The sequence below is a fragment of the Stenotrophomonas sp. 96582_Sma genome (assembly GCF_056480905.1).
The window spans coordinates 2,447,619-2,466,714 of the sequence record NZ_CM151122.1 but is presented as its reverse complement, the minus strand read 5'-3'; the positions used below and the strand labels follow the sequence as shown (position 1 = coordinate 2,466,714).

The 19,096-nt window shown below is 63.7% G+C and carries 23 protein-coding genes; 13 read left to right on the top strand and 10 right to left on the bottom strand.

Going from position 1 to position 19,096, the window contains the following annotated elements:
• Positions 1 to 6 precede the first annotated feature (6 nt).
• The 3 genes from ACZK2R_RS11505 to ACZK2R_RS11495 form a co-directional block, all read right to left on the bottom strand.
• Complete coding sequence (locus tag ACZK2R_RS11505; protein ID WP_180837086.1) at positions 7 to 558, bottom strand: cysteine hydrolase family protein; 552 nt, start codon at positions 556 to 558, stop codon at positions 7 to 9.
• A 3-nt stretch (positions 559 to 561) separates the two neighbouring features.
• Entirely contained in the window at positions 562 to 1,200 is a 639-nt protein-coding gene (locus tag ACZK2R_RS11500; RefSeq protein WP_180837084.1) for a DUF6766 family protein, read from the bottom strand.
• Between the two features lie 100 nt (positions 1,201 to 1,300).
• Positions 1,301 to 1,489 carry a hypothetical protein gene (locus ACZK2R_RS11495; RefSeq protein WP_080355380.1) on the bottom strand — a complete coding sequence of 63 codons (189 nt, stop codon included), beginning with the start codon at positions 1,487 to 1,489 and terminating at the stop codon, positions 1,301 to 1,303.
• A 148-nt stretch (positions 1,490 to 1,637) separates the two neighbouring features.
• Here ACZK2R_RS11495 and ACZK2R_RS11490 point away from each other — a divergent pair, with 148 nt between their 5' ends.
• The 7 genes from ACZK2R_RS11490 (at position 1,638) to ACZK2R_RS11460 (ending at position 6,967) form a co-directional block, all read left to right on the top strand.
• On the top strand, positions 1,638 to 2,801 hold the full coding sequence (locus ACZK2R_RS11490; protein WP_180837082.1) for a zinc-dependent alcohol dehydrogenase: 1,164 nt from the start codon (positions 1,638 to 1,640) through the stop codon (positions 2,799 to 2,801).
• Between the two features lie 10 nt (positions 2,802 to 2,811).
• Complete coding sequence (locus tag ACZK2R_RS11485; RefSeq protein ID WP_125893182.1) at positions 2,812 to 3,318, top strand: hypothetical protein; 507 nt, start codon at positions 2,812 to 2,814, stop codon at positions 3,316 to 3,318.
• A gap of 102 nt (positions 3,319 to 3,420) precedes the next feature.
• The gene (locus ACZK2R_RS11480; RefSeq protein ID WP_180837081.1) at positions 3,421 to 4,362 is read left to right on the top strand and encodes an acyl-CoA dehydrogenase middle domain-containing protein; all 942 of its coding nucleotides are present in this window, start codon (positions 3,421 to 3,423) and stop codon (positions 4,360 to 4,362) included.
• On the top strand, positions 4,350 to 5,108 hold the full coding sequence (locus tag ACZK2R_RS11475) for a PIG-L deacetylase family protein (RefSeq protein ID WP_180837079.1): 759 nt from the start codon (positions 4,350 to 4,352) through the stop codon (positions 5,106 to 5,108). Before ACZK2R_RS11480 ends, ACZK2R_RS11475 begins: the two co-directional genes overlap by 13 nt.
• Positions 5,105 to 5,692, top strand: coding sequence for a class I SAM-dependent DNA methyltransferase (locus ACZK2R_RS11470; RefSeq protein WP_180837078.1), 588 nt, complete (start codon positions 5,105 to 5,107; stop codon positions 5,690 to 5,692). The genes ACZK2R_RS11475 and ACZK2R_RS11470 overlap by 4 nt, the downstream gene beginning before the upstream one ends.
• A complete protein-coding gene (locus ACZK2R_RS11465) occupies positions 5,689 to 6,381 on the top strand; it encodes a glycosyltransferase family 2 protein (protein WP_125893190.1) in 693 nt (230 codons plus the stop codon). The genes ACZK2R_RS11470 and ACZK2R_RS11465 overlap by 4 nt, the downstream gene beginning before the upstream one ends.
• Positions 6,382 to 6,538: 157 nt before the next feature.
• Positions 6,539 to 6,967: a BLUF domain-containing protein gene (locus ACZK2R_RS11460; protein WP_049463400.1), complete on the top strand. Its 429-nt coding sequence runs from the start codon at positions 6,539 to 6,541 to the stop codon at positions 6,965 to 6,967.
• Positions 6,968 to 7,079: 112 nt separating this feature from the next.
• Here ACZK2R_RS11460 and ACZK2R_RS11455 read toward each other — a convergent pair whose 3' ends face one another.
• Positions 7,080 to 7,472, bottom strand: coding sequence for a response regulator (locus tag ACZK2R_RS11455; protein ID WP_180837258.1), 393 nt, complete (start codon positions 7,470 to 7,472; stop codon positions 7,080 to 7,082).
• 205 nt (positions 7,473 to 7,677) lie between these two features.
• Here ACZK2R_RS11455 and ACZK2R_RS11450 point away from each other — a divergent pair, with 205 nt between their 5' ends.
• The 4 genes from ACZK2R_RS11450 (at position 7,678) to ACZK2R_RS11435 (ending at position 10,206) form a co-directional block, all read left to right on the top strand.
• Positions 7,678 to 8,016 (top strand): hypothetical protein, encoded by a 339-nt coding sequence (locus ACZK2R_RS11450; protein ID WP_258015725.1) that lies wholly within the window; start codon positions 7,678 to 7,680, stop codon positions 8,014 to 8,016.
• A gap of 237 nt (positions 8,017 to 8,253) precedes the next feature.
• Positions 8,254 to 8,721, top strand: coding sequence for a BLUF domain-containing protein (locus ACZK2R_RS11445; RefSeq protein WP_180837253.1), 468 nt, complete (start codon positions 8,254 to 8,256; stop codon positions 8,719 to 8,721).
• Positions 8,718 to 9,479, top strand: coding sequence for a DUF72 domain-containing protein (locus ACZK2R_RS11440; RefSeq protein WP_180837076.1), 762 nt, complete (start codon positions 8,718 to 8,720; stop codon positions 9,477 to 9,479). The genes ACZK2R_RS11445 and ACZK2R_RS11440 overlap by 4 nt, the downstream gene beginning before the upstream one ends.
• Positions 9,472 to 10,206, top strand: coding sequence for a DNA-formamidopyrimidine glycosylase family protein (locus ACZK2R_RS11435; RefSeq protein WP_180837074.1), 735 nt, complete (start codon positions 9,472 to 9,474; stop codon positions 10,204 to 10,206). The genes ACZK2R_RS11440 and ACZK2R_RS11435 overlap by 8 nt, the downstream gene beginning before the upstream one ends.
• A 39-nt stretch (positions 10,207 to 10,245) precedes the next feature.
• Here the strand turns inward: ACZK2R_RS11435 and ACZK2R_RS11430 are convergent, their stop codons facing one another.
• From ACZK2R_RS11430 to ACZK2R_RS11415, 4 genes are all read right to left on the bottom strand, one after another.
• On the bottom strand, positions 10,246 to 10,743 hold the full coding sequence (locus ACZK2R_RS11430) for a YciE/YciF ferroxidase family protein (RefSeq protein ID WP_180837072.1): 498 nt from the start codon (positions 10,741 to 10,743) through the stop codon (positions 10,246 to 10,248).
• 313 nt (positions 10,744 to 11,056) lie between these two features.
• Entirely contained in the window at positions 11,057 to 11,479 is a 423-nt protein-coding gene (locus ACZK2R_RS11425; RefSeq protein WP_071228246.1) for a low affinity iron permease family protein, read from the bottom strand.
• Entirely contained in the window at positions 11,476 to 11,730 is a 255-nt protein-coding gene (locus tag ACZK2R_RS11420; protein ID WP_180837070.1) for a hypothetical protein, read from the bottom strand. Before ACZK2R_RS11420 ends, ACZK2R_RS11425 begins: the two co-directional genes overlap by 4 nt.
• A gap of 123 nt (positions 11,731 to 11,853) precedes the next feature.
• The gene (locus ACZK2R_RS11415) at positions 11,854 to 12,132 is read right to left on the bottom strand and encodes a hypothetical protein (protein WP_219630815.1); all 279 of its coding nucleotides are present in this window, start codon (positions 12,130 to 12,132) and stop codon (positions 11,854 to 11,856) included.
• A gap of 180 nt (positions 12,133 to 12,312) precedes the next feature.
• Here ACZK2R_RS11415 and ACZK2R_RS11410 point away from each other — a divergent pair, with 180 nt between their 5' ends.
• Complete coding sequence (locus ACZK2R_RS11410) at positions 12,313 to 14,961, top strand: excinuclease ABC subunit UvrA (RefSeq protein ID WP_180837068.1); 2,649 nt, start codon at positions 12,313 to 12,315, stop codon at positions 14,959 to 14,961.
• Positions 14,962 to 15,033: 72 nt separating this feature from the next.
• On the opposite strand, the gene ACZK2R_RS11405 is transcribed toward ACZK2R_RS11410, so the two are convergent.
• Together ACZK2R_RS11405 and ACZK2R_RS11400 are read right to left on the bottom strand one after the other, a co-directional pair.
• Positions 15,034 to 16,542, bottom strand: a complete 1,509-nt coding sequence (locus ACZK2R_RS11405) for a S1 family peptidase (RefSeq protein ID WP_125893209.1) — start codon at positions 16,540 to 16,542, stop codon at positions 15,034 to 15,036.
• An 826-nt stretch (positions 16,543 to 17,368) separates the two neighbouring features.
• Complete coding sequence (locus ACZK2R_RS11400; RefSeq protein WP_125893211.1) at positions 17,369 to 18,322, bottom strand: alpha/beta fold hydrolase; 954 nt, start codon at positions 18,320 to 18,322, stop codon at positions 17,369 to 17,371.
• A 169-nt stretch (positions 18,323 to 18,491) separates the two neighbouring features.
• Here ACZK2R_RS11400 and ACZK2R_RS11395 point away from each other — a divergent pair, with 169 nt between their 5' ends.
• Positions 18,492 to 19,061 (top strand): TetR/AcrR family transcriptional regulator, encoded by a 570-nt coding sequence (locus tag ACZK2R_RS11395; protein WP_125893213.1) that lies wholly within the window; start codon positions 18,492 to 18,494, stop codon positions 19,059 to 19,061.
• Positions 19,062 to 19,096 lie beyond the last annotated feature (35 nt).

Sequence of the window (19,096 nt, the reverse complement as noted above, 5' to 3'; positions counted from 1 at the left end):
TGCCGATTACGCAGAGACCAGCGACGAAAGTCGAGCGACCCGGGCTGCACCCGAGTTCACCAGCACTGCCAGTGCACGCCGTTTCTGGGAGGGCATCGCCGCCACAGCTTCCAATGCCACCACGACCTCGAACTCCCTGGCGTTGGCGTCCAGCGCCGTGGCCAGGACACACGAGTCGGCCGTCATGCCAGTGAGGCAAAGACGGCGTACTCCCAGCTTGGCCAGCAGAATCGGCAAGGGACTGGCGAGGAACGCCGAGTGCTTGGGCTTGAGCACGAAATAGTGGCCGGGCAGGGGGGAGAGGGTTGTGGCAATTCGGGCAGCCGTCCCCCCGTCCCGCTGGCACTGCTCCACTTGCTGGCGGAAGTCCCGCTTCCAATCAGAGAAGTTGTCATTGGCATAGATGACTGGCCACCCTTGGTCATCGAAGTGGTCTCTCAGGCGGCGGATCTGCCGGGCCGCCTTCTCTGCCGCTGGCGCCAGCGCATCTGCACCTGGGAAGTCGAAACGACTGAACATGTCGATGATCAGCAGGGCGGTAGAAGGGGCACGTGCCATGCCTCAATCTCCTGTCTGGGCATGGGGCGCTTCGACCGGCTTGGACTGTGGCGAATCCTTCTGGCGCAGGAAGATGGTCAGCACAACCAGAGACAGCACGGCCAGAAACTCACTTTGCCAGTTCTGCATGGATTCGAACCAGAACGTGCTGCTGGCCAGGTGCTCGAGAAAGCCCGGCACTGGCAGGCCCTGCAGCTGCTGCTCGGCTTGTTCGGCTCGCCAGCTTCCCAATGCGTGCAGCGTAAAGCTGGTCAGGAACAACAGGCCGAAGGCGATCGCAAGCGAATGGCCATAGATGATCTTCCATGCGCCACCAAGCCTCACGGGCCAGGGCGTGGCCCCCGGCTCGACGCGATTCTGTTCCTGCGCAGGGTCCAAGGGCCGCGATTCGGCCGAACCGCGCTGGCGAAGGCTCACTGTCAGAAGGACATACATCCCCATCTGCAGGAATTCGCTCTCCCAGTTCTCAAATGTGGCGCTGACGAAATGCCCGGTTGCCAAGTAGTGCCAGAGATCGATCGGCGTGCGTCCGTGCTGCACCAGCTCCTGGTTGTGCACGTGATGTCCCGCAATTGCCTGCCCACCAATGAATACGACGGTGAGCACAAGCAGCACCAGCGAGAGACCGTTGCGCTTCCACATGCAACACCTCGTTCAGGCTGTTCCAGAGACCATGCATGAAGCTTGCGCGGTCGCAGCGCCATGACTTGTGATTGCTGCGCATCCAGAATGTGATGTGGTCTCAACGTTTCCCTGTTGGATCGGGATCAGGACGCTCGTAGTCCTCGGGTACAGCCTTGGGCCCATCGCCATCGTCGGGCATGTCGTGCTCCTTCCATCTGGCTCGATCATTGCGCCGCTTGTCCGGCGTATGTGCCTTCGACTGATCATCCACGTCCGTGGTCGGATTGAAGGGGAGTTTGTCGGTCATGGGTTGCTCCTGCAGCAGGAGGTTGAAGCGTGCAATCAATCCGGTTAACGCGGTGACGTCGCGAAATGAACACCATGCACACCGGGATGTCACCGCAGGGGGAGGGGGGTGTTGCGATGCTGGAACCCCCTCTTGCTGGAGAAGCGCGATGCAGGCATTGACCTACCACGGCCGCAAGGATGTACGTGTCGAGACCGTGCCGGACCCGGTACTGGCGGCTGACGACGATCTGATCCTGCGTGTTACCGCTACCGCCATCTGCGGCTCGGACCTGCATCTGTATAGGGGCAAGATTCCCGATCTGCACGACGGCGATGTGCTGGGCCACGAATTCATGGGCGTCGTGGAAGAGGTCGGCAGCGGCGTCACCCAGGTCAACCCGGGGGATCGGGTGGTGATTCCCTTCGTGATCGCCTGTGGTGAGTGCTTCCACTGTCGGCTGGCCGAGTATGCCGCCTGCGAAACCACCAATACCGGCAAGGGCGCCGCGCTGAATCAGAAGGGCCTTCTGCCGCCGGCCGCGCTGTTCGGATACAGCCATCTGTATGGCGGGGTTGCCGGTGGCCAAGCGGAGTTCGTGCGCGTGCCCAAGGCGAATGTGGGCCCGCTACGTATTCCGGAAGGCGTAGCCGACGAGCAGGTCCTGTTCCTGTCTGACATCCCCCCCACCGGCTACCAGGCCGCGCTGAACGCAGGGGTGAAGCCGGGCTCAACGGTGGCCATCTTCGGTGCGGGCCCGGTAGGGCTGATGAGCGCGGCCTGCTGCCGGCTGCTGGGGGCGGAGACCATCTTCATGGTCGACCATCTTCGTTACCGCCTGGACTATGCGCGCCGGGCCTACGGGGTGACCCCCATCGATTTCAACGAGATCGAAGACCCGGCCGATTTCATTCTTGCCCACACCAGTGGGCGGGGCGTGGATGCCTGCATCGAGGCGGTAGGCTTCGAGGCCGAGGGCAGTGCGCTGGAGTCAGCATTGACCGCCGTGAAACTGGAAGGCAGCAGCGGCGTGGCGATCCGGCAGTGCATCGCGGCAGCACGCCGCGGCGGGGTGGTCAGCATCCCAGGCGTCTACGCCGGCTTCATCCATGGCTTCCTGCTGGGTGACGCGTTCGACAAGGGGCTGACGTTCAAGATGGGGCAGACCCATGTGCAGGGACTGATGCCGGAACTGCTCGACGCAATCATGGAAGGAAAGCTGGACCCGGGTGACATCATCTCGCACCGGATGCGCCTGGCCGATGCAGCGCAAGGCTATGCAATGTTTGATGCCAAGGACGACGACTGCCGCAAGATCGTATTGACACCTTGAGCGTGCCGACATGAGCGCGATCATCATGACGTGCGTCTATGCGCTCTGGTTGGCCGCCGGTTGGCTCGACTTCCATTTCCACCGGCGTACCGACCTGCCGCACACCTCTGCGTTGCGGGAAAGCGCATTGCACGGGCTGCAGCTACTGCTGATTGGCAGTGGCGTTCTGGCATGGCTCCTGCTGGAGAATACCCGGTCACTCGTCGCGCTCCTGGCGCTTCTGGTCACCGCACACGCGATCACCGGCTATTTCGACACCGTCAGCGCGGACGGTCGCCGGCGTATCAGTCCAGCGGAGCAGCACGTACACAGCGTGCTCGATGCCGCGCCCTGGGTTCTGCTGGGCTGGGTCGGCTGGCACGCGCAGCCGCGTTGGTCGCTGAGCATGGATCCTGCGGCGCTTGAGACCTGGTGGCTCGTTCTGCTGCCTGCGCTGGTGCTGGTGGTGCTGCCATGGCTGTGGGAATTGCAGCAGTGCCTGCGCGTGAGGCAGCAACGGCGTGGGACAGGTGCGTGAGGATCACTGCGCAGGGCATTCATGTGCCCGCCACACCTCCAAGACAGTGATGTGACCGCCTGCCGCCTACGTTCATGACATGTCTTCATTGCAGAAGCCCTCATGCAGGATGTGACGCCGCCATCATCATTGATCAACCGCGCCCGCCAGCTACTCGTCCAGCAGCCTGAACTGCCATTACCGGGATGCGGGCAGACACTGGATCGTTGGAGGGCGCTTGCGGCGTTGGGGGGCGAAGATCTCTGCCTGGCCAAGGTGCTGGAGGCACACTACGACGCGCAGGCGATCATGGCCGAGTTGAAGGCCCCGTCGGCTGCTGAAGGCCAACTGTGGGCGGTGTGGGCGGCAGAGGGCCCGGCGAGCACACTCCGCATCGACGCCGAGGGCAGGCTGCGCGGGGACAAGCCCTGGTGTTCGGGCAGCGCCTGGGTGGATGCCGCATTGGTCACGGTTCGCAGCGCTCAGGGGGTGTGGCTATGCCAGGTCGCGGCGGAGCACTGGACGACGCTGTCGGGTGAGCCTTGGCCCGCCGTCGGCATGGCCGGGATTCCGTCCACCACCGTGCGCTTTGATGCCGCGCCGATGGTGATACTGGGCGCGCGCGATGACTATCTGCAGCGACCGGGCTTCTGGCATGGAGGCGCGGGTATTGCGGCGGTCTGGTTTGGCGCAGCGGTCGCGCTGGCAGAGCGCATGCGATCCGCCTGCACCGAGGGAAATCGCGCACGTCTACTGGGCGAAGTGGACCTCGCGCTGGCGCCGGCCGCGGCGCTGCTTCGCGAACTGGCGGCACGCATCGATGCCGAGCCCGAATCGGCGCATCGCGAGGACGTGGTGCGGGTACGTTGCGTGATCGAGCGTGCGGCCACGCGCGTGCTGGATCTGGCGGGTCGGGCCCTGGGCCCGGCGCCCATGTGCCTGGAAGACGCCCATGCCCACCGCTGCGCGGACCTGACCGTGTTCCTTCGCCAGAACCACGCCGACCGCGATTGGGAGTGGCTGGGTGGGCAGCGGGCGGCCCAGGAGGCGACATGGGCGCTGTAGCCAAAGCACCGCTGCAAGGCGAAGGAACCCAGGAGCAGGCATGGCTGCGCTGCCATTGGCTCTGGCAGCAGCCGATCACACCGGCAAGCGGGCTGTGCACCGGGCATGACCGCCTGGTGGTGGTCGCGCCGCACCCGGATGACGAAATCCTCGGCTGTGGCGGACTGCTCCATCACGCAGTGGGGCAGGGCATGGAGGTGAGCGTCGTTGCCGTGACGGACGGCGAAGCATGCTATCCGGGCGAGCCGTGGTGGACGCCAGGGCGCTTGCGGTCGGCACGGCGGGCGGAGCTTGCCGCGGCCCTTGGCGAACTCGGCATCCCGGCCGGTTCCATATTTCACCTGGGTATCGCCGACGGCGCGGTCAGCACGCACGAACAGGGCCTGGAAGGCTGGCTGCAACAGCATCTGCAGCCGCGTGACCTGGTCCTGGCGCCATGGCGGTTTGATGGCCACCCCGACCATGAAGCGGCAGGGCGTGCTGCCTGCCGCGCCGCCCGGGCGGTGAGGTGCCGCCGCTTGGAGTACCCGGTCTGGGGATGGCACTGGTTGGATCCGGCCTGTGCACATATGGCGTGGGAGGTGCCCAGACTGGTCGACATTTCAGCAGTGGCGGCCGCGAAACGAAACGCGATCGCGCATTTCCGGACGCAGACGGGCGACGTGCCGGGCTTGAACAGCCCTCCGGTGCTGCCCGCGCATGTACTGACCCGATTCTTCCGAAACTACGAGGTATTCCTGGCATGAGCGCGCAACCGTACTTCGATGACCTGCATGAGCAGGAGGACCCGTTCGGCTACCGAAGCCGATGGTATGAAGAACGCAAGCGTGCACTGCTGCTGGCAAGCCTGAGCCAGCGCCATTTCATTCGCGGGTGGGAGCTGGGTTGTTCCAATGGCGTGCTGACCGAGGCCCTGGCCGCCCGCTGCGAGCGCCTTCTGGCAACCGACATCAGCCCGCGTGCTGCGTTCCAGGCGCGCCGCAACCTGGCCCACCTGCCGCACGTGCAGGTCCACTGCGCCAGCCATCCCGAGCAATGGCCGCCGGGCCGCTTCGATCTGATCGTCTGCGGCGAAATGGGCTACTACCTGGGAGCCGGCGCGCTGCGCGAGCTGCGCACCGGTATCGGGGAAGCGCTTCGTGATGATGGACTGCTGGTGGCCTGCCATTGGCTGCCCTCGTTCCCGGGGCGCGCGAGCCGCACCGAGGTCGTGCATCGATGCCTCGGTGAAGGCCTGCAGGAGGCCTTCCACTATCGCGACGCGGACTTCGTACTGCAGGGCTGGACGCGCGGCGCGATGTCGTTGGCCCGACTGGAGGGCCTGCGGTGATAGGCGTGCTGGTTCCGGCCCACAACGAGGCCGCCAGCATGGAGCGGTGCCTGCAGTCGATCAGGAGGGCGGCCCTGAATCCCGGGCTGGGTGGCGAAGCGGTGGAGGTGATTGTTGCGCTGGACGATTGTTCGGACGCCACGGAATCCATCTGCGCCCAGCAACGGGTTGATACGCTGCGGTTGGATGCACGCTGCGTGGGCATCGCCCGGGCCGCCGCCGCCGCCGAGCTGCTGGGTCGGGGTGCAAGATGGCTGGCGAGCACGGACGCGGACAGCGAGGTACCTCCTGAGTGGCTGGTCGCACAGCTTGAGGCACGCCCGGACGTCTTCTGCGGGCTGGTGGACATCGCAACGAACTGCAGCGCCGAGGAGCGCCTGCGCAAGGCGTTCCGGAGGCGGCAGCAATGGGGGGACGATCATGGGCGTATCCACGGTGCGAACCTGGGTGTTTCCGCCCAGGCCTATCGTGCGGCAGGCGGCTTTTCGCCGCTGCACTGCGGGGAGGACGTCCAGCTGGTGAGGACATTGCAGCGCCTCGGCGCTGATGTGCGGTGGGCGGGTGCGCCGCTCGTCATGACCAGTGCCCGCCTGGCAGGACGCGCGACAGGGGGATTTTCAGCCTATCTGGCGGAGATGGGAGCGGCGGGCGCCGCTTCGGCGGCGGGCCAGCCAATCCTGTTGACTTGAAAATCAGGCATTTCGGCGCGCCATGGCGGAATGCAACGGAAATGCTGTTAAAAACCCCGGTTCGCCGGGCAATATGTGACCAATTCACGTTTGGCGTTTACGGTCTCTCAACGACACCGGCCTTAGATTGAGCGACCGGGAGAGCAGGAGCGCCACCATGCCGAACAGAGCGATTGTCTATGTCAGCGAAGCCGTCGCTGGATTCACGTCCGCGCGCTTGGAAGCACTGATGGAAGATGCGGCCCGCTTCAACCGATCAGCGGGTGTGACCGGCGTCCTTCTATTCGACGGCCGGCACTTCCTGCAATACATGGAGGGCCCCGCCGATGGGCTGGATGTGGCCTTCTCCCGCGTCAGCGGCGCCGGCAGTCACACCGACCTGATGGAGCTTGCTCGCGGGCGTGTCGGGCAACGGCGGTTGCCGTTCTGGCCAATGCGCTGCCTGCCAGTCAGTGCGGATGAGCTGCGGATGATCGCCCTTGCTGACTGGACCAGTTTCATCCAGCGGGCGGCGACGAACCAGGCGGGAGCTACCGCGATGGAAAAGCTCCTCTCGATCGTCGAACCCTATGCTAAAGCGGCCTGACTGGTCGACGCGTTGCTGTAGGCCGACCCTCCCGAATTTCGCAGGGCGGCGCAGGACAAGTGAAACGGGTTTTCCCTTGCTGACACCCCACTGAGTTGACTGCGACGCAGGATCAGTGCGTGGTCAAGGGCGTGCAGGCATCGCCCATCACGCGTTGGACGGCCTGCTGCAACTGGGCGATGTGGAAAGGTTTGGCCACGAAGGCCGCGCTTCGGTGGCGCTGCGGCACCAGTTGGTCATAGACCGCAGACACAAACAGGAACGGGATGCCAAGCTCGGCCAAGCGATCGGCAACCGGAAAGACCACGCCGTCACGAAGCTCCACATCCAGCACGGCGCCATCGAACGTCTGCTTCTCCAACAGCCCCATCGCATCAAACACGCTATACGCATGGGTTACCTGGCCCCCCCCGTCTTCGAGCGCCTGCTCCATCAGTGCGGCCAGATCGAACTGATCCTCCACCAGCAGCAGGTTGCACCTGCGCCGGCTCATATCGGGTTGCATGCGCGCATGCCTGTATTGCCTCGGGAACTGCAGTGTGTGCTGTGCTGCATCAACGCTGCGCGTGTGGAATGTCAGCCCGGTGCGAAGCTGGGGCAGGTGTTGCCAATACTGTCGAAGTGGCGTGGAAAGAGCCCGATGTTTGTTGACGGCATTTTGGCAGCGGCCGTGGATTACTGCCGCCATCTTCGACACTGGAGCTCTCACCATGCATCGACCTGTAACCGATCCTGCTTCGCCCCGCGTGCTGCGTGTCGAGAGCACGTCCCTGGACTGCGGTGGCACCGCCGTTGTTATGGAGCTTGATCGCACACTTGAGCGGGCGTGGATGAAGTCGCTGAAGCGAGCCCTTCAGGCCGACACCGCCCTGGAGGGGGCGCAGGCCAAGTTTGATGGCCGTTTTGTGTATTTCGTGGGCATGGAGGAGAGTGGGCATCGCGTCCAGCATCACGTGATGCAGGCGCTGATTTCGGCGGAACCGGGCCGGGACCCGGCCAGGCTCAAGGGTTTCCCGGGCGCGGCACTCTCCAGCTCGATGACCGTCTGAGTGCGACCTGGGCCGATACGGCATTCCGCCTTGATTGCCACCGTCAGCCCATGCCGGCCGCCCTCGCGGCTGAAGCCCGCCATGCGCTGGCACGCGTGCGCACATCCGAAGCGCACGTTGCATGTAGACGCGATGCGCAGCGGCCACGCCACAACTCAACGCAACCTCCACACCGGTATCACTGCGCGTACGAGGCGCGTCGCTAAGGTAGAGCTGTCTGCAACAACCGGTGGTGTCATGCCTCTTCGCGCAATTGCCTACGTAAGTGAAGCGTCCAACAGCCTGACTGCGGAACGGCTGCAGCAGCTTGTGATGCACGCGGTGCTGTTCAATGAATCCGCCGATGTCACCGGGACGCTGTTGTTTGATGGCACCCGTTTCCTGCAGTACATCGAAGGTCCCGAGGCTGGGGTCAACGGCGCTTACAAGCGGATCCTGGCATCTACCAGCCACAGCGGCATGGTCGAACTCAACCGGGGGAGGGTGGGCCGGCGGCAGTTCCCGCACTGGCGGATGTGCTGCGTACGGGTGGATGAGCTGGCCCTGGGAAAGATCGCCATCTCCGACTGGACAGGCTTCGTGCGCAGCGCATCGGCGCTGGCATCAAGTAGCAGCGCGCTCGATCGCCTCCTGTCGGTGACGCAGTCAAATGTGGAAGGCGTTGCCAGCAGCGCTCTGGAACCTGTCGGCTGGGTGGCGCGATGAACACAGCTCCGTCGCCGCCCGGTCCGCTACGCATCGGTTGCGCTGGCTGGTCGCTGTCGCGGTCGGCGCAGGGAGCCTTTGGGCAGGGCAATAGCGTTCTTCAGCGCTACGCCACCCGCCTGCCCATGGTCGAGATCAACTCCTCGTTCTACCGTCCGCACCTGCCCAGCACCTATGCACGGTGGGCTGCGAGCGTGCCGGACTATTTCCGCTTCGCAGTGAAGATGCCGCGCTCGATCAGCCATGAACACCGGCTTCGCGATGCAATGCCACCGCTGCAGCGGTTCCTCGATGGCGTGCTGGCACTGGGTGACAGGTTGGGTCCGCTGCTGCTCCAGTTGCCACCCAGTCTGGCATACGAACCGGCGACGGCGGAGGGATTTCTGCAGGGTCTGCGCGCACGTACCCAGGTCGATGTGGCCTGCGAGCCGCGCCATCCCAGTTGGTTCACTATGGAAGCGGACGCCCTGCTGAGCGACCATGGTGTTGCCCGGGTTGCAGCGGACCCGGCACGGGCACCCTCAGCTGCGATTCCCGGCGGGGACCGCACGTGGAGCTATTGGCGCTGGCACGGCCAGCCGCAGATCTATCGAAGCGCCTACAGCGAACAGACCTTGGCGGGCCTGGCGCGGGAGCTAGAGCTCGAATCGGATACGCAACGATCAGTCTGGTTCGTACTGGACAATACCGCGCTGGGCCACGCCACCAGCAACGCCCTGCGCCTGCAGGCCCTGCTGCAGGAGGGAGAGCATGCCTGAGGGACCATCCATCGTCCTGCTGTGCGAGGCTGCGAGGCATTTCAAAGGGCACGTCGTCCACACCGTTTCAGGGAACAGCCGGATCGATCTGTCGCCACTTCAAAGGCGCAGGGTGAAAGCGGTTCGCAGCTGGGGCAAGCACTTTCTGTTGGAATTCAGCCATCAGACCCTGCGCATCCATCTGATGATGTTCGGCAGCTGGCGCATCGACGAACGGAAGCCAACCCCGGCGCGAGTGTCCCTGGCGTTCGACAATGGCGAGCTGAACTTCTATGCCTGTTCCGTAAAGCTCATTGGCGAGCCATTGGACGACGTCTACGACTGGCGCGCGGATGTGATGAACGATGCCTGGGATCCGAAGCTGGCCCGGCGCAAGCTGAAGGCAATGCCAGGCGTCCTGGTCTGTGACGCGCTTCTGGACCAGACAATCTTCGCCGGCGTCGGTAACATCATCAAGAACGAGGTGCTGTTCCGCATAGGCGTGCACCCGACCACTCGCCTGGGTAACCTGCCGCCGCGCAAGCTCACCGCCTTGATCACGCAGGCACGCACCTACAGCTTCGATTTCCTGGAGTGGAAGCGCCGCTTCGAGCTGAAGAAGCACTGGCAGGTACACACGCGCAGGATCTGCCCGGTCTGCGGTGGCCCGATCAGCAAGCTGTACATGGGTACCACCCGGCGGCGCACATTCTTCTGCCCGAACGACCAGGTGCTGTACGAACCCTGAGGCCGCCTTCCATGGCGGCCGGGCTGCATTCGACGCGGCTCAGGTAGCCTGCGCGGCCTTGGCATTGCCGCCGCCCTTGGCCAGCAGGGTCAGCTTTTCATCGGTCGCCTTCTCTTCCTCCAGCGTCTCCAGCAGCAAGGGAAGGGCATCCTTGTAGCCCAGCTGTTTGGCAAGCGCGGCGATGGTGCCGTAGGACGCAATTTCGTAATGCTCGACCTTCTGTGCGCCACCGATCAGGGCGGCATCGCGCACAGGGCCCTTGTCGATGCTGTCGATCACTTCCTTACCTTCCTCTACCAGACCTTCCATTGCCGCGCACTTGATGCGCTTCAGGCGGATCCCAAGCACCTCCACTACCTGGTCGATGCGCTCGATCTGGCCCTGGGTTTCTTCCAGATGCGTTTCGAACGCCGCCGCCAGATCCGGATTCTCGGCCGCACGGGCCAGGCGAGGGAGGGCCTTGGTCAGCTGCTTCTCGGCGCTGTAGATGTCCGAGAGTTCGTGGATGAACAGGTCTTCCGCCGTCTTGATAGCCATAGTGGGCTCCGCGTTGAGTGGAGCGCTCAGCGTAGGCGTCGCCCGGTTGCGCCAAAGCAGGGGCCAGGTGAAGGCTGCATGGGAACGCCAGCAGAAAGCCTGCGCGCCGTCTTCACGAAGCGGCGCCTGTCACTGTGTGTGGCTGCATTTCAATGCCGGCAGGCCTTCGGCATGGCTTCAGGATGGCATCGCAGCTTGGGACTGCTTGCGTCCCCGGTCGATGGCCTCCGTCGGAACAGCCCTGCAAGGCCCTGCCAGGCAGTGCCTTGCACCAGGACATCCACACGCGGGTCTGCCGTCGTCGCGGCGCCTTTCAGGCCTCGGCGGCCGCGTCCACCTCGCAGGGCATGCAACGCTCTTTCTTGAACTTGATGTCTGCCGCGGTCTTCGCCAGCGCCTCGTAACGCTGGCGAATCTCTTCAAGGTGAGCGGGCTCCATCGATTCCAGGTTCAACAGCTCCTGGTTGGCATCCTTGCTGACCCGGATCAGCTCATCCAGCTTGATGTGCAGCGCGGCCGTATCGGCGTTCTGCGTATGCTGGATCAGGAACACCATCAGGAAGGTCACGATGGTCGTCCCCGTATTCACCACCAGCTGCCACGTATCATTGAAGTGGAAGGCCGGCCCGCTGGCGGCCCAGGTGATGATCACCCCCAGCGCGGCGACGAATGCGCCCAGGCTGCCGGACAATCGTGCCGTTGCGGCCGCCACACGGGCAAAACCGCGCCGGATCACGCGTCACCTCCCGCGGCCTCCTTATCCGTGCGGCGGTCTGGCAGCGTGACCCGCTCCCCAAGGCGCTTGGCCTGCTCTTCCGGGGTTGGTGCAGCAACAAAGGGAGAGATCGGGTCACTGGCGGGGAAGGTTTCCTGCAGCGCTTCGTCATGGTTGCGGCGGTTGTGCAGCTTCGCCTGCAGTGGACTGACAGGATTGGGATTCTGCGCTTCCGGGTCCGGGTGGGGAAGGTCTTTCTGATCACGTTGCATGGTGAATCTCCAGGTTGATCACCACCAGTCAGGTGGCGGGCCCAGCATAGGAGTGCACTGTGAGCGGCCCCATCAAGAGTGGGGCAACGTGATGTCAATCCTTCAGGCAATACGCGTTAACAATCAGCAGGGCGGGGGAGCGTTGCACCGGCCGCGACGGCGCCAGGCCATCACCTGGCCCACCACGGCCGTCAACAGCAGCATCGCATTGGTGACCACGAAGACGGTGCTGCCCAGCATCGCGCTGTACACCGTAAACAGCGCGGACGCGGTCATCTGGCCCACGAACAGCCACTTCGATACCGCTTCGGGGTTTGGCGACTGCCACTGCTTCACCATCTGCCGGATCAACGTCGCCATCAGGACCGCCGTGGCGATCCAGCCAAGTACATCGGGATGCATGATCGCCTCCTATCGTGCAGATGACTCACGCTAGCCCTTGGCCGCGCAACGGCGTAGCAAGGGGAGGTGAAAGTGGCATTCCACCTCCTGCGCCCTCACACCATTCACTCCGCAGCAGCGAGAATGGCCTACCGGGCGCGCCCATTGCGCGGCCCGCCCGCCGAATGCAGGAACGCTGAAATGTCCAACACCCCCTTTGGTGAATCGTCATGCGCTGCCGCCGCCAGCGGTTGCGTCAAGGTGCGTGGTGCCCGCGAGCACAACCTCAAGAATGTCGACGTTTCCATTCCGCGTAACGCACTGGTGGTTTTCTCCGGCGTATCAGGTTCCGGCAAGTCATCGTTGGCCTTCGGTACCGTGTTCGCCGAAGCGCAGCGGCGCTACTTCGAATCCGTCGCGCCCTATGCAAGGCGCCTGATCGACCAGGCGGGCGTGCCCGATGTGGATGCCATGGACGGGCTGCCGCCGGCAGTGGCCCTGCAGCAGCAGCGCGGCGCCAGCAATGCGCGTTCATCGGTGGGCAGCGTGACCACGCTATCCAGCCTGGTGCGCATGATGTACTCGCGTGCCGGTGCGTACCCGGCCAACCAGCCCATGCTGTACGCCGAGGACTTTTCGCCCAATACGCCACAGGGCGCCTGCAGCACCTGCCATGGCCTGGGGCATGTCTACGAAGTAACCGAAGCGCTGATGGTTCCGGACCCGTCGCTGAGCATCCGTGAGCGCGCCATCGCTTCCTGGCCGCCGGCATGGCATGGCCAGAACCTGCGCGACATCCTGGTCACGCTCGGCTACGACATCGACATACCGTGGAAGAAGCTGCCGAAGAAGGACCGGGACTGGATCCTGTTCACCGAGCAGGCCCCCACCGTGCCGGTCTATGCCGGGTTCACGCCCGCCGAGACCCGCGCCGCACTGAAGCGCAAGCAGGAGCCCAGCTACATGGGCACCTATACCGGCGCGCGCCGCTACGTGCTGCACACCTTTGCCAATACCCAGAGCGCGCTGATGCGCAAGCGCGTGTCGCGCTACATGGAAGGCCGGTTGTGCCCGGCCTGCCACGGAAAGCGCCTGAAGCCGGAGGCGCTCTCGGTCACCTTTGCCGGGGTGGATATCGGTGAGTTCATGCGGCTGCCGCTGGACCAGCTGGCGGCGCTGCTGGAGCCCATCGCACAAGGTGATTTCGGCGCGCACAGCAAGGGCGCTCGCACCAACAGGAGCGCGACACCCCGCGATCGCGCCCGGAGGGCCGCGAGTGGCCAGGCGACCCACGAGGGCGCTCCGGACGTGCGCCTGACCTCGGCCTTGTCCGAAGAGAAGCGCCTCGCCGCACAACGATTGGCAGGCGGAGTCATGGCGCGTGTACGCCAGCTGCGTGACCTGGGCCTGGGCTATCTCTCGCTGGACCGTGCGACGCCAACCCTGTCAGCCGGCGAGCTGCAGCGCCTACGGCTGGCCACGCAGCTCAGCTCGCTGCTGTTTGGCGTGCTGTACGTGCTTGATGAACCCTCGGCCGGCCTGCATCCGGCCGACAGCCAGGCGCTGTACGACGCACTGGAACGGCTGCGCGACGGCGGCAACTCGGTGTTCGTTGTTGAACACGATCTGGAGCTGATGCGCCGCGCGCAGTGGCTGGTGGATGTGGGTCCGCAGGCGGGGGAACACGGCGGGCGCGTTCTCTACAGTGGCGAGCCCGACGGCCTGCGCCAGATCCAGGATTCACGCACGGCCCTGTATCTGTTCGACCAGGTGCCGGCGCCTGCCAGCCAACAGCGTAGCGCCAACCGCTGGCTGGAACTGAAGGGCATCCACCGCCACAACCTGCAGGGCGTGGACGCACAGGTGCCGCTGGGACTGCTGACAGCCGTGACCGGCATTTCCGGCTCCGGCAAGTCCAGCCTGATGGCGCAGGCGCTGCCCGAGCTGTTGCTGCTGCACCTCGGGCATGAGCCTGCCGACGACCGCGCCGATAGCGCGCCCACCGACGGACCGACCGTGATCGAAACGACGCGGGGCACATTGGCAGGCGATATGGACGCGATCCAGCGGGTGGTGCAGGTCGACCAGAAGCCCATCGGCCGCACGCCGCGCTCCAACCTGGCCACCTATACCGGGCTGTTCGATCACGTGCGCAAGCTGTTCGCCGCAACGCCGGCCGCGCGCCGCCGCCGTTTCGATGCCGGCCGCTTCTCGTTCAACGTGGCCAAGGGCCGGTGCGAGACCTGCGAGGGCGAGGGTTTCGTCAGCGTCGAGCTGCTGTTCATGCCCAGCGTCTATGCGCCGTGCCCCACCTGCCACGGTGCGCGTTACAACGACGCCACGCTGAAGGTGCAGTGGAATGACCGCAACATCGCCGAGGTCCTGCAGATGACGGTGGACCAGGCGCATGCGTTCTTCAGCGAGGAAGAGGCCATTTCCCGCCCGTTGCAGTTGCTGCAGGAGATCGGCCTGGGCTACCTGCGGCTGGGCCAGCCAGCCACGGAGCTTTCCGGGGGTGAGGCGCAACGCATCAAGCTGGCCACCGAGCTGCAGCGCAGCCAGCGCGGGCGCACGCTGTACGTATTGGACGAACCCACTACCGGCCTGCATGCATCGGATGCGGACAGGCTGCTGGTGCAGCTGCAGCGGCTGGTGGACGCGGGCAATACCGTGGTGATGATCGAGCACGATATGCGGGCGGTTGCACAGGCGGACTGGGTGATTGACGTAGGCCCCGGAGCTGGCGGGGCAGGGGGCACCATCGTCGCGAAAGGAACGCCGCAACAGGTGGCTCGCGCCAAAGGCAGCAGGACGGCGCCGTTCCTTGCCAGGGAGCTGGCGCTTATGTAGAGCCGAGCCATGCTCGGCTGACGAAGAATCCACGCACGTGGTTCCAGCACTGCACTCATCAACAGATGCGGGCTATGGACAATCAGGGCATCCACTGCAGTGCAGGTTGTACTCAACGGGCTCGGCGGTGATTCCAGACGCATCCTTCAAGGTAATCCGCTCCCTCCAGGTCAACGGGGGAGGGGGAATGACGGGAGGCGGGTAGAGCACGATGGGGTAGAAGCAGGCCCATGTGTAGTTGAGCGGGGAGGGCATCTTGTCCGGCAACGTTTCCGTGGCGGGTTCGCAGGGCCCGCTCGGGCACACGGGGCGCTCCAGCGTCAACTCTATCGGGAACTTCGGAACTCCCTTGTACGCAACCGGAACGGAAAATGGCCTGAAATAATTTTCAGTGCGATCTGCGATATCGGTAACTTCAAAGGCCTCCGTCAATACGGAAACACCAAGTGCTGAAACCCGCTCGATGGGCATGTAGAACAGGTCGTTCTCAAATCCCGTGTCTTCACCGCCCCGGCCGTGAATGACGCCGAGGGCCGCATTGTTCGAAAAGACCGGCCCACCGCTGTCACCTTCGACGCTGAGAGGACCTGGAGAAAGGTTGCGTGCACGGATGTACCTGCCTATGGCCCCATTATGATTGGACCTTGAATTCATATCCTCAATGGTCCCGCATGCGTAGTGGCCATGAATTCCACTCTTGCAGATCACATCCCCCACATGCGTCGAACTGGAGGGGAGCGTGCTGGTTATTTCGAGCGTCTGCGACGGACCATTGATCAGGGAGATTTCATTTGTCTGCGCGTGGCGCGGGCCCCTGGGCGGCTCTTTATGCCACTGGACATCGTAGTCGCCTACGTTCTGCTCGCTCTGGAAAACGAGAGGCGCGGCAATGCCCTGATAGGTCAGCGTATTGTCACAGTGACCGGCCGTGAGGACGCCAAGCTCACGATCTGCGTCGAAGACGTTGAAGCCAGTAGTGCAACTGAAGGCAGTACCGGTCAACTTATGGCCGCCGGAGATTGCGGTAGTGACAGTAAAGCCTTTCACTTGCTTGATCGCCATGAAATCGATAGCGCCCAGCAATGGTCGGAGTGCGCGTCTAGCGGCCGCTTCATCCTTCACGTAAAAGGTCACAATGGACCGCTTGATATCAACGCCCGACTCGAACCCAACCTTCTTTGCGAGAAGCTGGGCCTCTGCCTCGGCTTGGGTCGCCAAGAGCATCTCGAGCGATTGAGCGGAAGTGCGGCCGGTAAATACAGGATCCTGCGTGTACTTTGCCAAGGTCTCTTTCGGCCTATTCGTGAACAGCACTACGATCTTGAATTCTGGCTCATGCTCAACGTACAAGCCACCAAACGTATCCGGCTCAGATGCCTGAATCCTGGCTTCCAGACCTGCCGCAGAGATCGATTTCATCGACCTGTATTTTGCTTCGGCCTCAGATACATTGAACGTTCGCGAGTAGGTGTGTGCCGTGGGGTTGCCAGTTATCGGCTGGCCGTGCAGGGAGAATGCGAACGCACCGAGGGCGGACAATGTCAGGGCACGCATGGATAGCTTCGTGCGCAGACTAATCATGGCTGCTCCTTTGCCTGACGCATCAAATGAATCGTCATGAGTGGGCCCGTACAGGCAGCCGGAATAGACGCAGCAAGACTCGAACGGAGCAGTTCACTTCCATGCCCCCCTCCGAATGATGCGGCGGTTCCGAATTCCATTATTTTCCCCGATCGGATGCTCTGCACGCCTACGGGAACGCCGCCCTTCATGGCCAGCGAGTAATCGTGAGGCCATGCTGCAAGATATGCCGTGCCACCTGGGTCCACGAAGTAGACACAGCCATTGATTGGCCTCAGTACCCCCCTGAGCAGTCCAGTTGCAAGGACCGCACTTTGCGCAGGCGAGAGCGTGACAAGTACCAGTGATCGGGCCTCCCTGGCGCTCGCCGACGGGGTCGCGGATGCGCCGCAGGTGGTCATCAGAAAAAGTAGAGCCGCAAGCGTTGCTGAAGAGCTGCCAGAGACCATGCACATCCCCACCTCCATGTCACAACCGATTGATGGTCCGCCTGGAAATCAATCGCATTATCAGCAATTAGGTTGCAGCGGACTTGAAGGTATTGACTTTCCCCGCCGTTAACTGTGACCACTTTCACGAACGCGTATTTTCAGCTTACCCGCTCCCTCCCTGTAAAGCAGAGTTATTGTGTGAAGGAGGGGGAGGATTATTGTCGGGGGCCGAGGTTCTGGCATGGCCATTTCCACGCCCTTGCAGCCGGGCCCGGATGAAATTCTGCACCGCCCGAATCCACGCGGCGACGGCTCTGACCGGGAACGGACACGCGGCAGGGCAGAAACACGCTTATGTGGGACGGGCTCCGGCGCATTGCCGGAGCCCCTGTTGCTTACTTTTCCTGCAGGAAGCTCAGCAGGTCCTGGTTGACCTTGTCCTTGTGGGTGTCGGTCAGGCCGTGCGGCGCGCCCGGGTAAACAATCAGCCTGGCGCCCTTGATCAGCTTCGCCGACTGGCGGCCGGAGATGTCGATCGGCACGATCTGGTCGTCATCACCGTGGATGACCAGCGTCGGCACATCGAACTTCTTCAGATCGGCGCGGAAGTCGGTGGCCGAGAACGCGGTGATCGAATCGTACGTGTTCTTGTGGCCGCCCTGCATGCCCTGCGCCCACCACGCATCGATCAGCGCCTGCGACACCTTCGCGCCCGGGCGGTTGAAGCCATAGAACGGGCCCGACGGGATGTCCTTGTACAGCTGGGCGCGGTTGTCCATCTGTGCCTTGCGGATGCCATCGAACACTTCGATCGGCAGCCCGTTCGGGTTGTCGGCGGTCTTCAGCATGAACGGCGGCACCGAGCTGATCAGCACGGCCTTCTTCACTCGCCCGGTGCCATGCCGGCCGATGTAGCGCGCCACCTCGCCGCCGCCGGTGGAGAAGCCCACCAGGGTGACATCGTGCAGGCCGAGCGTGTTGATCACCGTGGCCAGGTCATCGGCGTAGTGATCCATGTCGTTGCCATCCCAAGGCTGGCTGGAACGGCCATGGCCACGACGATCATGCGCGATGACGCGGTAGCCGTGGTTGGCGAGGAAGATCATCTGCGATTCCCAGCTGTCCGAGTTCAGCGGCCAGCCGTGGCTGAAGGTAACCACCGGGCCGTCCTTCGGGCCCCAGTCCTTGTAGTAGAGCTGCACGCCATCGGCGGTGGTGATGTAGCTGGCGGTGCGCGCGATGCTGGTGACTGCCGCCGGCTTGGCCGGTTCGGCGGCCTGCGCGGACAGGCCGGCCTGGACCGAGAGGGCGAGGGCGGCAACGGCCAGGGAACGGGCAAAGGTGTTCATGCGGGGCGTCTCATGGGTGGTTGGTGAGATGTACTTTGCGACCGAAATCGGGCGTCTGGATGATGACATGTACGAATTTCTTGATAGATCGTCCTGAGCAAGCGTGCCCACGCGAAAGGCCGTCGTGCCGCCTGTTGACAGGGTAGAACGATCGTTCTACCTTGGCGCCGTGAACACAACCACCACCGAAACCCAGCAGAAGATCCTGGCCACGGCCGAGGCGCTGATCTACCAGAACGGGATCCACGCCACCGGCATGGACCTGCTGGTGAAGACCTCCGGCGTTGCCCGGAAGAGCATCTACCGCCACTTCGAAAACAAGGACCAGGTTGCTGCTGCGGCATTGAATGCGCGTGACGTGCGCTGGCTCACCTGGTTCCAGCAGGAGTGCAACAAGGCCGACACCCCGGAAGCACGCATCCTGAGCATGTTCACCGTGCTCAAGGGCTGGTTCCAGTCCGACGGCTATCGCGGCTGTGCCTTCATCAACACCGCAGGCGAGGTCGGCGACCCCGACGATCCGATTCGCCACATCGCCAAACATCACAAGCAGAAGTTGCTGGATTACACGCTGGAACTCACCACGCAACTGCATATCCAGCAGCCGGAAGCACTGGCGCGGCAGCTGCTGGTTCTCATGGAAGGCGCCATCACCGTCTCGCGCGTGATGGGCGACTACACCGCCGCAGACACTGCAAGGAATGTTGCAGCAGTGTTGTTGGAGCAGGCCAGGCGCTGACGCCCGAGCCATCAAAACCCGTCGAAGCACCCCGT